11 protein-coding genes and 1 pseudogene are annotated in these 15,760 nt (G+C 37.8%); 5 read left to right on the forward strand and 7 right to left on the reverse strand.

The genetic code is table 11. The features are described from left to right. Nucleotides 1-245 precede the first annotated feature (245 nt). The gene (locus JKP73_RS15145; RefSeq protein WP_234447123.1) at nt 246-4,430 is read left to right on the forward strand and encodes a GH92 family glycosyl hydrolase; all 4,185 of its coding nucleotides are present in this window, start codon (nt 246-248) and stop codon (nt 4,428-4,430) included. Nucleotides 4,431-4,450: 20 nt separating this feature from the next. Here JKP73_RS15145 and JKP73_RS15150 read toward each other — a convergent pair whose 3' ends face one another. After that, nucleotides 4,451-5,020 (reverse strand): macro domain-containing protein, encoded by a 570-nt coding sequence (locus JKP73_RS15150; RefSeq protein ID WP_373308328.1) that lies wholly within the window; start codon nt 5,018-5,020, stop codon nt 4,451-4,453. 175 nt (nt 5,021-5,195) lie between these two features. Here JKP73_RS15150 and JKP73_RS23210 point away from each other — a divergent pair. Beyond that, nucleotides 5,196-5,672, forward strand: a pseudogene (locus JKP73_RS23210) (DUF6157 family protein). Here the strand turns inward: JKP73_RS23210 and JKP73_RS15160 are convergent. The 3 genes from JKP73_RS15160 to JKP73_RS15170 all read right to left on the reverse strand — a co-directional run bounded on the left by JKP73_RS15160 (nt 5,656) and on the right by JKP73_RS15170 (nt 8,899). Then, on the reverse strand, nt 5,656-7,005 hold the full coding sequence (locus JKP73_RS15160) for a gluconate:H+ symporter (RefSeq protein WP_021290685.1): 1,350 nt from the start codon (nt 7,003-7,005) through the stop codon (nt 5,656-5,658). The pseudogene JKP73_RS23210 and the gene JKP73_RS15160 sit on opposite strands and share 17 nt — an antisense overlap. A 76-nt stretch (nt 7,006-7,081) precedes the next feature. Beyond that, nucleotides 7,082-7,762, reverse strand: a complete 681-nt coding sequence (locus tag JKP73_RS15165) for a GntR family transcriptional regulator (protein ID WP_021290684.1) — start codon at nt 7,760-7,762, stop codon at nt 7,082-7,084. Between the two features lie 267 nt (nt 7,763-8,029). Beyond that, on the reverse strand, nt 8,030-8,899 hold the full coding sequence (locus tag JKP73_RS15170; protein WP_021290683.1) for a LysR family transcriptional regulator: 870 nt from the start codon (nt 8,897-8,899) through the stop codon (nt 8,030-8,032). A gap of 161 nt (nt 8,900-9,060) precedes the next feature. Between JKP73_RS15170 and mmgD the strand changes: the two genes are divergently transcribed. The 3 genes from mmgD to prpB are packed head-to-tail and all read left to right on the forward strand — an operon-like array spanning nt 9,061 to nt 12,570. Further along, a complete protein-coding gene (gene mmgD, locus JKP73_RS15175; protein WP_200411529.1) occupies nt 9,061-10,167 on the forward strand; it encodes a citrate synthase in 1,107 nt (368 codons plus the stop codon). A gap of 44 nt (nt 10,168-10,211) precedes the next feature. Next, a complete protein-coding gene (gene prpD / locus JKP73_RS15180) occupies nt 10,212-11,648 on the forward strand; it encodes a 2-methylcitrate dehydratase (protein ID WP_038247383.1) in 1,437 nt (478 codons plus the stop codon). Nucleotides 11,649-11,667: 19 nt separating this feature from the next. Then, nucleotides 11,668-12,570: a methylisocitrate lyase gene (prpB, locus tag JKP73_RS15185; protein WP_021290680.1), complete on the forward strand. Its 903-nt coding sequence runs from the start codon at nt 11,668-11,670 to the stop codon at nt 12,568-12,570. Nucleotides 12,571-12,802: 232 nt separating this feature from the next. Here the strand turns inward: prpB and JKP73_RS15190 are convergent, their stop codons facing one another. From JKP73_RS15190 to JKP73_RS15200, 3 genes are read right to left on the reverse strand one after another with little or no spacing between them, the layout of a single operon-like run. Continuing rightward, nucleotides 12,803-14,215 (reverse strand): amidohydrolase, encoded by a 1,413-nt coding sequence (locus JKP73_RS15190; RefSeq protein WP_021290679.1) that lies wholly within the window; start codon nt 14,213-14,215, stop codon nt 12,803-12,805. Nucleotides 14,216-14,230: 15 nt separating this feature from the next. Continuing rightward, nucleotides 14,231-14,941 carry a hypothetical protein gene (locus JKP73_RS15195; protein WP_021290678.1) on the reverse strand — a complete coding sequence of 237 codons (711 nt, stop codon included), beginning with the start codon at nt 14,939-14,941 and terminating at the stop codon, nt 14,231-14,233. Between the two features lie 18 nt (nt 14,942-14,959). Further along, on the reverse strand, nt 14,960-15,676 hold the full coding sequence (locus JKP73_RS15200) for a DUF5058 family protein (RefSeq protein WP_200411530.1): 717 nt from the start codon (nt 15,674-15,676) through the stop codon (nt 14,960-14,962). Nucleotides 15,677-15,760 lie beyond the last annotated feature (84 nt).

The following is a 15,760-nucleotide window of genomic DNA, read 5'->3' on the forward strand; positions in this document are numbered from 1 at the left end:
TGAAAATGTATGGTAAATCATGCTAAAGCTATCATTACAAATTCCTAGCCTAGTCAGTCATTACTAAATTCTTGTAGTTATATAGCCCATGAGCATAGAAAAATCCAGCTTTTCATAAGAAAATCCTAAAAATAAGTTGTATTCTGAAGGGAGATTATAACATGATGTTTGTAAGCGTTATCAATAATGGAAGGGGGAGAGATTTTGAGTAACCATACTATTTAAACCTGGGAGGGAATGAATCATTGAAGTTTTATCAATTTAAGAAGTATGGTAGGTATGCGTTTTTTGCAATCCTCTTAACTTTGCTTCTTACATCAGCAAGTAATATGGTGACTCATGGACAAGAGATGGATTTTTTTACTTCATTTGAAGAAAATGACAGAACCCCTACGTGGGAAAATACAGTTGAGGTGGATAGAGAGGGGGACGAAAAAGCATCAGGTATTGATGGCAATATTGATGAAGATAGAATCCAAGGGGATATAACAGATAAAGTGCAAAGCATTACAGCAAGTGCGAATAATCCCCCAAACGAAATCGAAGAAAAGTTAATCGATAATGATCAAAATACGAAATGGTTGGCATTTGAATCCGATGGTTGGATAGAGATGGAATTATCTGAGAAGGAGAAACTTGTAAAATATGCGTTTACTTCGGCAAATGACTCTCCAGAAAGAGATCCGAAGCAATGGAGCGTCTTTGGTTCCTCGAACGGTGAAGATTGGGTCGAAATTGATTCGCGAGAAAATCAATCTTTCGAGAACCGATTTGAACGGAAAATTTATACCTTTGAAAATAATCGGGCGTACAAGTATTATCGTTTTGAATTACGAGAAAATCATAGTGGTGATATTATACAATTGGCCGATATTGCCCTTTCCAATGGGGAGGATACTCCGGAAGAGCCACCAACCGATATGAAATCGTATCAAAGTGATGGACCACCAAGGTCTTATACAGCAAAAACGAATGTCGGTTGGGAAGGATTAAAGGCATTTACGTATGAGGGTACACATCTTTCTAAAGGAAGGGCGTATTCCTATAATAAGGTGTATGATGTTGATATTCCTGTAACTGCTGAGACAAAGCTTTCGTACTTTATTAGTCCATTATTTATGGATACGAAGGAAAATGATTATTCAAGTACGTATGCTTCCATCGATCTTGCCTTTAGTGATGGTTCTTATTTAAGTGAACTAGGAGTGAAAGATCAGCATGGAGTTGTACTCCATCCGACCAAGCAAGGGAATTCCAACACACTCTACCCAAATCAATGGAATTATAAAGAAGCAATGATTGGGGAGGTAGCTAAAGGGAAGACAATCAAAAGAATTTTAGTTGCTTACGATAACCCAAATGGACCGACAACCTTTAAAGGATCTGTTGATAATATAAAAATCGGCGATGCAATTGATGAGGAAGCAGATAACTTTACGGATTATGTTAATATTTTAAGAGGCACTCAATCAAATGGTACATTTTCTCGGGGGAATAATATACCGGCAGTAGCTGTACCGCATGGATTTAATTTTTGGACACCAGTTACAGATGCTGGCTCTACCAGTTGGCTGTATAGTTATCATCAAGATAATAATGAGGAAAATCTTCCAGAACTAGAGGCATTCTCCGTCAGTCATGAACCAAGCCCATGGATGGGAGACAGGCAGACCTTTCAAGTGATGCCTTCAAGTACGGAAGGAGAACCGACAGCTGATCGATCAGAACGTGCATTAGCTTTTCAGCATAAAAATGAGATCGCCAAACCACATTATTATAAAGTAAGCTTTGAAAATGGCATTGTCACAGAAATGGCCCCAACGAACCATGCAGCGATGTTTCGTTTTACGTTCCCAGATAATCAATCGAAGCTAATTTTCGATAATGTAAATAATAATGGTGGATTAAGCTTACATCCCGAATCACAGAGTCTTTCTGGTTACTCTGATGTTAAAAGTGGCCTCTCAGCAGGAGCGACAAGAATGTTTATCTATGCAACCTTTGATAAACCGATAGCGGAGTCGAGCAAGCTTCCAGGAAATGATCGAGATAATGTGGCGGGTTATTATAAATTTGATATTGGAAATAGCAAGGAAGTTAATATGAAAATAGCTACGTCACTAATTAGTGTGGAGCAAGCAAAGAAGAATCTACAGCAGGAAATATCGCAAGAGGATAGCTTGGAAGATGTAAAAGAAAAAGCAAATCAACAATGGAACGACAAGTTACGTCGAATTGAAGTAGAAGGAGCAAATTATGATCAACTAACTACCCTGTATTCGAATATGTATCGCTTATTCCTATATCCCAATATAGCATATGAAAATGTTGGCTCGGTGGCAGAACCAGTATATCAATATGCAAGTCCTTTCTCTGAACCAGTTGGTGAAGATACACCTACAGAGACTGGTGCAAAGGTGAATTATGGTAAACCATATGTGAATAATGGGTTCTGGGATACTTATCGAACAGCTTGGCCTGCTTATACATTATTAACTCCACAGAAAACCGGAGAAATGATCGACGGATTTGTTCAGCATTACAAAGATGGTGGATGGATTTCTAGATGGTCTTCTCCTGGCTATGCAAATCTGATGGTAGGTACAAGTTCGGATATTGCATTTGCAGATGCCTATACAAAAGGGGTTAAGAATTTTGATGTGACGTCATTTTATGAATCGGCATTAAAAAATGCCGCGGTGGTTAGTCCGAGTCAGGCTACTGGAAGAAAGGGATTAGAAACGTCTATCTTTAATGGTTATACCAGTACGGCTATAAGTGAAGGAATGTCTTGGTCCATGGACGGTTATATCAATGATTTTGGCATTGCAAACTTCGCGCGAGCGATGAAGAAACAAGAAAATGGTACGAATCCATATTATGATCAGCTGGATGATGACTATCTGTATTTCTTAAATCGTTCCAGACAGTATCGGTACCTCTTTAATGAACAAGTTCAATTTTTCATGGGAAGAGCTGAAGATGGAAAATGGCGTGAAACAAAAGAAACCTTCGATCCACGAAGTTGGGGAGGGGATTATACAGAAACAAATGCTTGGAATATGGCATTTCATGCTCCGCATGATGGACAAGGTTTAGCGAATCTTTATGGAGGCAGGGAAGGACTTGCTAATAAACTAGACGCATTCTTTTCCACCAAGGAGACAGCTACGTATCCAGGTCATTATGGTGGTGTTATTCATGAAATGCGTGAAGCAAGAGATGTAAGGATGGGCATGTATGGCCATAGTAATCAACCTGCTCATCATATTGTATATATGTATAATTATGCTGGAGAGCCTTGGAAGACCCAAAGCAAAGTAAGGGAAATCTTATCTAGACAGTATATCGGTAGTGAGATAGGTCAAGGTTATGCAGGTGATGAAGACAATGGTGAAATGTCTGCCTGGTATTTATTAAGTGCTGCAGGAATTTATCCTTTAACGATGGGAACAGGGGAGTATGCCATAGGAGCGCCTTTCTTTGAAAAAATGACGATTCATTTAGAGAATGGGAAAGATTTGGAAATTCTTGCTCCTGAGGTTAGTGATACGAATAAATATATTCAAAATGTCACTATAAATGGGGAAGATCATAATAAATTAGCCATTTCCCATCAAAGAATTTTGGAAGGTGGCACCATCGAATATGAAATGGGAAGTGAACCTTCCGATTGGGGTACATCAGATGAAGCCTTGCCTAATTCTATTGTAGATACGAAAACAGATGGTACGACTATTCCACTTCCCCCAATGCATGATTTAACCGATAACAATAAATATAGTGGTATTACTAACGAACAGAAACGTTTATTTGATAATGCATCCACAACGGAATGGCATATAGATGATCAAGTAGCTCGTATTCGAACAGAATTTACGAATGCCCCTTTGCAAGCTGAGATGTATACCATCACTTCTGGAGAAGATAAAAAATATGATCCAATAAGCTGGGTGTTAAAGGGATCTAATAATGGGCAGGATTGGAAGATAATTGATTCTAGAGAAAATGAGTCATTTAAATGGCGTAACTATACACGTTCATTTAAAATAGAAAGTCCAAATAAATACAGTCACTACCAGTTGGAAATCACCAAAAACAATGGCGCTGACCGTACAACCATTTCAGAAATCGAATTGCTTGGCTACGATAATCTGAATCAGATCTTCGAGCAAATAACCGAACAGTTAATAAAATTCCAGAAAGCTGAAGATTTGAACAAGGGGATGGCCGACCAAATTATCCATCAATTAGGCAATGTGGAAAAGCATGTTCAAAAAGGGAAAATGGAACAAGCAATTAAACAAACTCGCAATTTAATACAGCATATAGAAAAAAGGAAGAAGCAAAAGAAAATAGATGAATCAGTCTGCAAGCAGATAGAGGCAGATTTATACAGCCTGATTCAGCTAATACAACAAAAGAAATAAGGTCAAACCCGGCGTGTACTTCACGTCGGGTTTATTATCTTATCTAGTTCTGTTTTATAAACGTAATAGTCATCTTTAGAAGATAGTGTCATCGTTGCCTCTCCGAATCGATGGCTTTGTAGATACTGACCAATGGAACGGATCGCTATTTGTGCAGCTCTATCTAGCGGATAACGATAAATACCAGTCGAAATAGAGGGGAATGATATACTTGATAAATCGTAGTTACTTGCTAATTGCAATGAATTTATGTAACAATTCATTAATTTTTGATCTAATGTCGAGGCATTAGACTCATTCCACACGGGACCTACGGTATGGATTACATAGGCTGCTGGAAGTTGAAATCCATTTGTTATAACTGCTTCTCCAGTAGATAATCTTTCCCCATGAAGTTTTTGTTCACGGATGGTTTTGCAAGCTTGTACTAATTTACTCCCAGCAGCTTGGTGAATAGCCCCATCAACACCTCCGCCCCCCATTAATGTTCCATTTGCAGCATTAACAATGGCATCGGTGTTTTGCTTTGTAATATCAGCGACGGTTAGCTCCAATGTATTACCGTTGATTTCAACTTTCAATCTCTTCACCTCTTGGTTCACTGTTGTACTCATGGAAGAAAACGGATCTTATGTCCAGTATAAGAAAATATATGGATGAAGCAGGTATAGGCTAAAGAGATATAGAAACGTATAAAATATAAAATTGGGCTTGGTCGAATACGTAGTGATGAATTCTAGAATACTGAATGGGGGGTGATTTGCCATGAGTTATAAAAATACGTTTATTACTGTTTCGGAGGATTCCACAGCTACTTCAGGGATGGAACCAACTCCAAGAAACAATAAACCAACGATTGCATCAATTGAGTACGAACTAATGAGGGAAAATCCATATACCTATACTCAAGTGGATGTACAATTTCAAACGTAGCTTATTAAGAACAACATTGTCCAGAGGAAAATAGAAGGTATAAGAGAAGCATTCTTTTCTAAATCAAGAGCTTGTTTTCGAGCTTCCCCATTAGTAAAGAAATTTGGTTGGGGTATACATTATGATGAAGATGGAAGAATTGCCATTTACGAAGTTAACAGTAGTTCGTATAACCAATTTCTTCAACAAGAAGGGACGAATATATTAAAAGGAATGCGATCAAAAAATAGAGTGGTTACCTTCATTTTATTAAAAGACCGAGAACCTGGATTCTCGGTCTTTTATAATGCAATTAAACAAATGCGCTGATCAATAGTATGAACACAAGACCACTTACCGATATAATCGTTTCAAGCATGGTCCATGTCAAAAAGGTTTCTTTAACTGTTAAACCAAAGGACTCTTTTATGATCCAGAATCCGGTATCGTTAACATGTGAAGCGATTAAGCTTCCTGCTCCAGTGGCTAGTACCATTAATGCTAAGTTTACGTCTGTACCTGCCATTAATGGAATTACTAATCCTGCGGTCGTCAAGGCAGCGACTGTTGCAGAACCTTGAGCAATTCTTAAAACAGCAGCAATTAACCAAGCAAGAATGATAGGAGAAATCGCACTTCCTTCAAAAATCTGAGCAACATAGTCACCTACACCGCCGTCAATTAATACTTGTTTTAGAGCACCACCTGCACCAATGATTAATAACATCATGGCAATTGATCTTACTGAACTTTCGGCTGAAGCCATTACATCTTTCATTGGGATGTGTCTTGCCACCCCCATTGTATAGATTGCTAATAGAACAGAAAGTAACATTACCGTAGAGGGTGAACCTAGGATTTCAATAAAATCGAAAAACCAGCCTGTTGCCCCAATTCCTTCTTGGATTAACGAAACGATCGTTGATAGCATCATCAACAAGACAGGAAATAGTGCAGTAAATGCACTTATTCCGAAGCTAGGTGTTTCTTCTAATTTATATTGTTTTGCATCACCAATTTCAGTAAGGCTTCCACCTTCTATTTTTTCAAAAGCAGAAGGGACGAGCCTCTTAGCGATTTTTGCATATAATGGCCCAGCTATTAATGTTGTTGGAATAGCAACAATAATCCCGTAAATGAGTACCATACCTATGTTAGCGTCATACTCTTGAGCAATAACGGTTGGTCCAGGATGTGGAGGCAAAAACCCATGGGTAACCGATAATGCGGCAGCCATTGGAAGACCAAGTGATAAGAATGAAACATTGGTTTGTTTTGCAATTTGATAAATAATTGGAATTAACAATACTAATCCTACTTCAAAGAATAAGGCAATACCAAGAATAAAGGAGGCGATAACTACTGCCCATTGAATATTCTTTTCACCAAATTTATTAATTAGCGTCATGGCAATACGTTGTGCACCACCAGCGTCAGCAATTAGCTTACCAAGAATGGCTCCAAGTCCAAATACTAAAGCAATACTTCCTAATGTTCCACCCATTCCTGATTCAATTGAAGCGACAATTTCATTTAATGGCATACCTAATGCTAGAGCAATTAAGAATGCTACAACTACTAATGAAATAAATGTGTTTATATTTAATTTCATAATTAAAAATAGTAATACAAGCACACCTAGTGCGACGATAAGTAACGGCATATTTATCTTCCTTTCTCTGTGCAAGATAAGCAATACGTAACCCTTTTCACGAATGCTTATGTTTATCTAGTTGAGTTTATTTTGTCTCTCTTTCTTTTTCTAGCATATGCTGTGTATGGAAGTTTTGATAGATTGCTTTAGTTAGTAATTCTCTATCCTTGTTTTGAATAGCTTCAATGATCGAAATATGATTACTAACAATACGTTCTGCGTCTTCTGGTTTATCAATAAACCGTCTTCTCATTGATAGCAGAATAAAGCATTCCATCACTGGTCGTAATTTAGACCATAGAAGCATAATTTGGTTATGATGTATCGTTCTAATTATGGTTTCATGAAAGTCCAAATCTTGTATAGTAAGCCCTTCGGCATCTTGATACTTTACCGAAATACGCATCATTTCAATAATTTGTCTTAACTTCTTTATTAAATCATCATTTTCCGATTCGATTACACGTTCAAGGACAAATGACTCGATCATTTTTCGGATGTCATACATTTCTTCGATGTCGTTTTCTGAGAATCCTATTACAACAGCTCCCATCCTCTCTAGTTGAATTAATCCATCAGAAGAAAGAACTTTAAGTGCTTCCCGGACAGGTGAACGGCTAGTACCGAATTGTGAAGCTATTTTGTTTTCAGAAATAACGGAACCGCTTTCAATACGGTCAGAAATAATCTGCATACGTAATTCAGCAGCTACTCTTTCTCCAATTGATGATTTATCTAACCATTCTTTTGGGTAAAGCGTATTCATTTTAGCATTTCTCCCTAAGACTAATATACTTGTTTATCTTGTATACAAGTATATTACCAGATAATCTAAGAATTTGTAAACCCTTTATTCTTCTCTAAAATAAATTTATAGAATAGCATGTGAAGTTCCAGCTAATTAGTAGTTTTACAAGGAAAATAGCATTGAATTACTAGAAAGACTTTGGAAAGTTGTGAGAGGTTACTGACTAAAGAAGTGCTTTAACATTACGTAGGCTAGATCAGGGCACTTCATGCATAGAAGGCCCTATTATAATGCTTTAACATCTAAGGTTTGGATAAACCGAACAAATGCATGAACAATATTTAGTTGTAAGGTATCCTCATGATAGTACATCCAAGTCTTGCGTGTAATAGCCTTCCCGGATGCTAGGTGAAGTGGCTTGATAATTAGTTCTCGATATGGACGGACAACAAGATTTGCAATAATTGCATATCCTAGGCCATTAATAACCATTTCTTTACATGTTTCTACTTGATTGACCTGAATATTTATATTTGGACCTTGCTTATAATTACTGTACCACCATTGATCTACGATACTTCGCATTTTTTCATCCGTATGGTAGTCGATACGCGGTAAATCAGGAAGGTTTTCCCATTCGAATTCCCACGGTGAAGCAAGACATATTTCCTCTTCATAAAGTAAATCCTTGTTTTCATTCCATAGATAATCCCCTTTGATAAAACCAATATGAACATCATGATTTAAGATAAGCCGATGCATTTCACTGCTCCATCCAGTAACAACTTGAAACTCAACATTTGGATAGTTTTGTTTAAATAGGCGCAGTAACTTTGGCATTTTATTTAATGCAAAGAAATTAGATACACCAACCCTTATCGTACCAGCAACTTCTTCCTTCATATTATGAAGCTGTTCTTCTATTTTCCGTTGTTCGTGAATCATTCTCTGCGCATGTTGGGCTAACTGTTCACCTTCAGGTGTAAATGTAATCCCTCGTTGCTTTCGAATAATTAGTTGGACACCGTAGTAATTTTCCAGCTTTTTTAATCGGGAGGTTAATGTGGGTTGTGATAAAAACAACTGCTTTGCTGTCTTTGTAATATTTTCGGTTTCATAAAGCACGGACAGCATTTCCCAATCTTGCATTCGCATAGACAATGACACCTCGTTTAGCAATTTGATATTGAAAAAATTTATGGCTGATAATTAAAATTATATATTTTCCTAATTTTCATTTCAATTCTATAATAGAGATAGAAAATAAAGAAATTACAGAAATATAGTGAATCAATAATTCTAAAAGGAGGATATATATGAGTACGAAAGAACAGTATGTCCCAGGATTAGATGGAGTGATAGCTTCAGAGACAGCCATTTCATTTCTTGATACGGAACAAGAGAAAATTATTATACGAGGGCATGAATTAATCGATCTTTCAAAACAGAATGATTATATTGATATTGTGCATCTCTTATTAGATAAAAAACTACCGAATCAAGAAGAAAAAGCTGACTTAGAGAAAAAACTAACTTCAAATTATCATATTCCCTCAAATATAATGGATCTTTTAGCGTTATTACCAGAGAATACGCACCCAATGGATGGTTTACGCACAGGATTGTCAGCGCTTTCTGGTTATGATGAGGATATCGATAATCGTTCCTTGGAAGCGAATAAAAGCCGTGCTTATGCATTATTAGGCAAACTTCCCGCTATTACAGTTAATAGCTATAGACTGATTCAGGGGCAAAAGGCTGTGCAACCAAACCAAGACTTAGCGTATAGTGCTAACTTTTTGTATATGATTACTGGAAAGAAGCCAGAAAATGTAGAGGCCGAAATTTTTGACCGCTCGTTACTTTTGTATAGTGAACATGAAATGCCTAATTCAACATTTACTGCAAGAGTAATTGCTTCTACTAATTCGGATATGTATGGAGCGCTTACAGGTGGAGTAGCTTCACTAAAAGGAAATTTACATGGTGGTGCGAATGAAGCGGTTATGTACATGTTAAATGAAGCAAAATCTGAAGCTGAATTTGAAGAATTGCTTCATAAAAAACTGGTAAAAAAAGAAAAGATCATGGGATTTGGTCATCGTGTTTATATGAAGAAAATGGATCCTCGTGCATTAGTAATGAAGGAATCATTAAAGCAATTATGTGATGAAAAGGGGGACCATCTTTTACTCGAAATGTGTGAAGCTGGAGAGAAAATAATGAAAGAGGAAAAAGGCCTTTATCCTAATCTTGATTATTACGCGGCGCCTGTTTATTGGATGTTAGGTATCCCAATTGGTTTATATACTCCTATTTTCTTTAGTGCGCGAACGGCTGGTTTAGCTGCGCATGTAATAGAGCAACACGAGCATAACCGTCTTTTCAGACCACGTGTTAACTATGTTGGCAAGAGTTATTAAGATCAAACGAATGAAGAACTTTTTTGTTAGAAAGGAAGAAAAACATGTTAAAAGTAGAGGAACAGAAAAAAACAGACACGCTGTTAGAGGAAATTACCGATTATGTTTTGAATAAAGAAATTACAAGTGAAGAAGCATATTCAACTGCGCATTATGTGCTTATTGATACAATTGGTTGTGGGGTATTGGCATTAAACTATCCGGAATGTACGAAGCATCTAGGCCCTATCGTGCCTGGAACAGTAGTACCAAATGGTACAAGAGTACCAGGAACTTCCCATGTTCTTGATCCAGTACAAGGCGCATTTAATATTGGAGCCATTATTCGATGGTTAGATTATAATGATACATGGCTTGCTGCCGAATGGGGTCACCCATCGGATAATTTAGGTGGCATTCTTGCAGTAGCTGATTTTGTAAGCCAAGAACGTTTGGCAAAGGGGAAAGCGCCTTTAACAGTAAAAAATGTTTTGGAAGCAATGATTAAAGCACATGAGATACAAGGTGTGCTTGCCTTAGAAAACAGCTTAAATCGTGTAGGTTTAGACCATGTTCTTTATGTAAAAGTTGCCACTACGGCGGTAGTTACCGAAATGTTGGGTGGGGGGCGTGAAGAAATAATTAATGCCTTATCCAATGCATGGATTGATAATTCGAGCTTGCGTACTTACCGGCATGCACCTAATACTGGCTCACGTAAGTCTTGGGCTGCTGGAGACGCGACAAGTCGTGCTGTTCGTTTAGCAATGATGGCTATTAAAGGTGAGATGGGGTATCAAACAGCTTTAAGCGCTCCAGGATGGGGGTTTCAAGATGTGTTATTTAACAAGCAGGAATTAACAGTAAATCAACCTTTTAATAGTTATGTTATGGAGAATGTACTATTTAAAGTATCTTACCCTGCAGAATTTCATGCACAAACGGCAGCAGAAGCAGCTGTGAAATTATATCCAGAAGTCAAGGATCGTATCGATGATATTGATGAGATTAGGATAACAACCCACGAGTCTGCGATTCGTATTATCGATAAAAAAGGACCGTTATATAATCCAGCCGATCGAGATCATTGTATTCAGTATATAACAGCAATTGGTCTGTTAAAAGGGAACATTGTAGCTGAAGATTACGAAGATGAAGTGGCTGCAGATCCTCGTGTTGATACATTGCGAGATAAGATGGTGGTCACGGAAAACAAGGATTATACAAAAGATTATTTAGATCCAAATAAGCGATCGATCGCAAATGCTGTTCAAGTTCATTTTAAGGATGGAACATCGACGGAAAAGGTAGATTGTGAATATCCACTAGGCCATCGTTTCCGTAGAGATGAGGCTGTACCAAAAATCTTGGAGAAATATGCTGCAAACCTAGCAACACAGTATTCAAGAAAACAGCTACAACAAATTGAAGAAGTAAGTTATGATTATGATAAGCTTACAGCAATGAATGTGAATGAATTCATGGATTTATTAGTGAAGTAACAAGGAGGGGCCGATTGGTATGGCATGGATCGTTGACCGACCAAAAACACAAGAAGAACTAGCCACTGCATTTAAAGAATTAATACACGAAGAATCGATCTTACAAATTCCAGGTGCACATGATGCAATGGCAGCACTTGTAGCTAAAGAAGCTGGATTCTCGGCGCTTTATTTATCCGGGGGAGCATATACAGCGAGCAAGGGTTTACCTGATTTAGGTATTGTGACATCTACTGAAGTAGCAGAGCGTGCGAAAGAGCTTGTTCGTGCAACAAATATACCATTGCTTGTAGACATTGATACCGGCTTTGGAGGAGTGTTAAATGTAGCGCGAACTGCACAGGAAATGTTCGAAGCAAATGTTGCAGCTGTTCAAATTGAAGATCAACAGTTACCGAAGAAATGTGGCCATTTGAATGGAAAGCAGCTTGTGACAGTTGAGGAAATGGAACAAAAGATTCAAGCGATTAAAAAGGTTGCTCCATCCATCGTAGTTGTTGCTAGAACAGATGCACGTGCAAACGAAGGATTAGATGCTGCAATTAAACGTGCAACAAATTATGTGGCAGCTGGGGCAGATGCCATTTTTCCGGAGGCACTTCAAACCGATGAAGAATTTCGTTTATTTGCTGAAAAAGTACATGTGCCTTTATTAGCTAATATGACAGAGTTTGGAAAAACACCTTATATAACAGCAGAAGAATTTCAAAGCATGGGCTTTAGTATGGTTATATATCCAGTTACTTCCTTACGAGTTGCAGCGAAAGCTTATGAGCGCATTTTTAACTTAATTAAAGAAGAAGGAACACAAAAAAACGGGGTCTCTGATATGCAGTCGAGAAAAGAATTATATGAAACGATTTCGTATCATGATTTTGAAGAATTAGATAAGAAAATAGCTAAAACCGTATTAGGGGAATAGTTGAATCACTCCATTACATGATTAACAGGTTGTCATAATCTGACAACCTGTTTTTGTTTTAAAAGAATAGGATTTATTAAAAAAGCTGAGACATAATGATAACTCCTATGGTACAGGACGGAGAATCCAAACGATGGTTTCATTTTTCGCGAGCACGGTCTCAGCTAAGTGGATCTCTGCCAATGCTGTTCTCGCAGAAGTCTCACTATTTAAGTTGGCTCATGTTCTGAAGCTATACGTTCGGTACTGGAAGGACCGGAGGCTGTACGGAATCTGGGATACCAGCAGTGTACCCTTTTCCGTTTGTGTCTTTTTCAAATTCATTTCTAGCTTTATCAATAACGGATTCGTTCGTTATCAGGTCGTATAAAGTGAGAGCTATTGATTTAGCGGCTAGATGCATCCCTTTTAACCCAATAGAAGATCCATAGGAAGCAGTAGCTTGCCAAGAATGTGGCTGCACGCCGATAGGGGCACAAGTTGTCATAATCTGTCCCACAGGTGTAATCCAGCTCACATCTCCAACATCGGTTGAGCCACCAATGGAAGTACCTTTCAAATGTTGAAGATTGTAGAAGTCTTCAGGCAAGTGTTCTTTGAAGGTAACTCCCATACTTTGCTTAGCGGATTGGACAATTTCTTGATCTACCGTAGCTACCAAATCATTAGCAAAGGAATCTTCTTCTAGTGAGAACTTCTGTGATCCGGCAGTTATCATATTCTCATACATCAAATCGTTCAATGTATTGTTCGGCAGGGTATCATAAGCATTAGCCAACATTTCCTCGCTGACTTCTGTTTCTGTCATTAGTGCGGCTCCTTGAGCAATTTTTCTTATTCTCCTTAGCATCTGTTCTACCTGTGCTTTGCTAGCAGCTCGTAAATAATACCAAACACTCGCGTTATCTGGTACAACATTTGGCGCAAGTCCACCATTCGAGATAACATAATGAATACGTGAACCGTCTAATGTATGTTCTCGCATATAGTTTGCTCCAACGTTCATTAGTTCAACTGCATCCAAAGCACTTCGACCAGCATGGGGAGCACCAGCAGCATGTGCAGTTATTCCTTTGAAATGAAATTTGATGGATACCATTGCTTGCATACTGAAACTTGCTGTAATATTCGAGGTTCCAGGATGCCAAGTTAAAGCACAATCTAAATCATCAAATACTCCTTCTTTAGCCATAAATGTTTTACCTGATAGAACTTCTTCGGCTGGGCATCCATAATATCGTATGGTCCCTGATAATTGATTATTCTCCATTTCTGTTTTTAATGCAATAACAGCTTCGACTCCTGCTGTACCTAGCAGGTTATGCCCACAACCATGACCAGGGCCATTTGGATTAATCTCCTGTCGAGTTGTTGATTTTTTTTGAGACAGGCCTGGTAATGCATCATATTCACCCAATACGCCAATGATCGGCTGTGAGTTACCGAATTCTGCGACAAATGCCGTAGGTATTCCTGCAATATCAGATTTAATGGTAAATCCTGCTTGCCGTAATGTATCCATTTGTAAAGTTGCTGCATAGGTTTCTTCATAAGCAAGCTGTGGGTGATCCCATATGTCATTAGCTATTTCCGAAAAAAAAGATTGCTTTTCATCTAACCAGTCTAAAATGGAATTTTTTGCCATGTAAATTCTCCTTTATTATGCGTGTGATTGTTGATGTTTTCTCTTTTCTATAAAGATGCATAAGCTTATAGTAATAACAATACAACATAAGCCTTTAAAAAAACTTGGAATAGGTAACAGATATATGAGTAAACCACTTGTTAATGCAATGCACCCATATAAAGGTTTTTTTATTGCAAATTGAGCAAAAATACCGCCAAAAATAGCAGGAACAATATATGGGAAAATAGCACGAACAGAATCAGGAAGCATCGAAACGATAAAGGAACCGGAGATGATAATTACGGTTAATATCGCTAGATTAACTAAAGAAGCGGCTCCAATAGCAAGAGTGGCTACGATTTCTCCCTTTTTCGTACCTGGATCTGTACCAACTGCTAATTGAGCAGCTCCAGCAGAGGGTAAACACATGTTAGAGATATTACCGGTCAAAAAAGCAAGGTAAGTCCCAGATACGCCAAGTGTTGGAAAATAAGAAATTGGTTCTACTACCCAAACAAGTCCAATAACAGCTATATAAGCAGTTAAACCAGATAGAATAGGGGGCCAACCTGGATGGTAGCCAAGTACAAATGAAAGACAAATTGGTAAAGACAAAGTTAGTCCGATAATTGTCCAAATGGTGATTCTACCCCAGAAGTGAGATTTCGCATGAAACTCACTCATTTTTATCGTTTCAGATTGTTTTATCCGTTCAGTATGAAGAAACTTTTCGCTCACTTCCATTAAAACAACTCCCATTCGTTAGATGATGAAGTAAATAACAGATAGGCTTGTAAGTATAGCCAGACCTAGTGACCATTCGTGTAACCATTTTAATTTTCTAAACTTGTTAGCAACAAGCGTAACAACGATCATGGTAATTGCTGCAGCAATAATAACGATAACTGATTCGTATCCTTTAAATAATTCCTGTGTTAATAAATTACCGAATATGCCAAGCATTGCAGCTGTAGATATAATAATCATGATTGGAAAGCCTTTATCTTTTGTTTTGTTCGTTATAGAGGATTGGAATTTCCCTAAATGTTTTGTAAATAAGGCTACAAACAATAACCAACCACATCCCCCTAAACTTAATACCCATGCTACAGTGGTAAATGCTTGAGACGTAAACGAAGATGAACCTAATTCTGTTCCAAAAGAAGTAGCAGCGATAGAAGCTCCCATTGATTCCGTTGCAGCTGATCCGATAATTCCAATTCTAATTAAAGTAAGTGGGTTGCCCAACAAGGTAATAAGTGAAATAGCGATAATCATAATGCCTAAGGAAGGTCCAATAGAGTTAATGGCCCCAACTTTAAGAGATGTTTTTACTTCGTGTTGAGATAACCCTACGCTAGCACTTGTCTTTGAGGCGATTCGGATAAATATAATCCCTTGAAAAGCGATGACGGCTATAATCAAACAAGCGATTACCCAAATGAACGGGTTATTAGCTACTAACATTGCCTTTTCCATTCTAACCTTCCCTTCTTTTTTAATAGTTTGAAAAATTAAATAATTATTTCTAGTTAAACATAGAATAATAGATGTCACTACTAT

Source organism: Virgibacillus salexigens, assembly GCF_014905415.1.
Classification (GTDB): Bacteria; Bacillota; Bacilli; order Bacillales; family Amphibacillaceae; genus Virgibacillus; species Virgibacillus salexigens.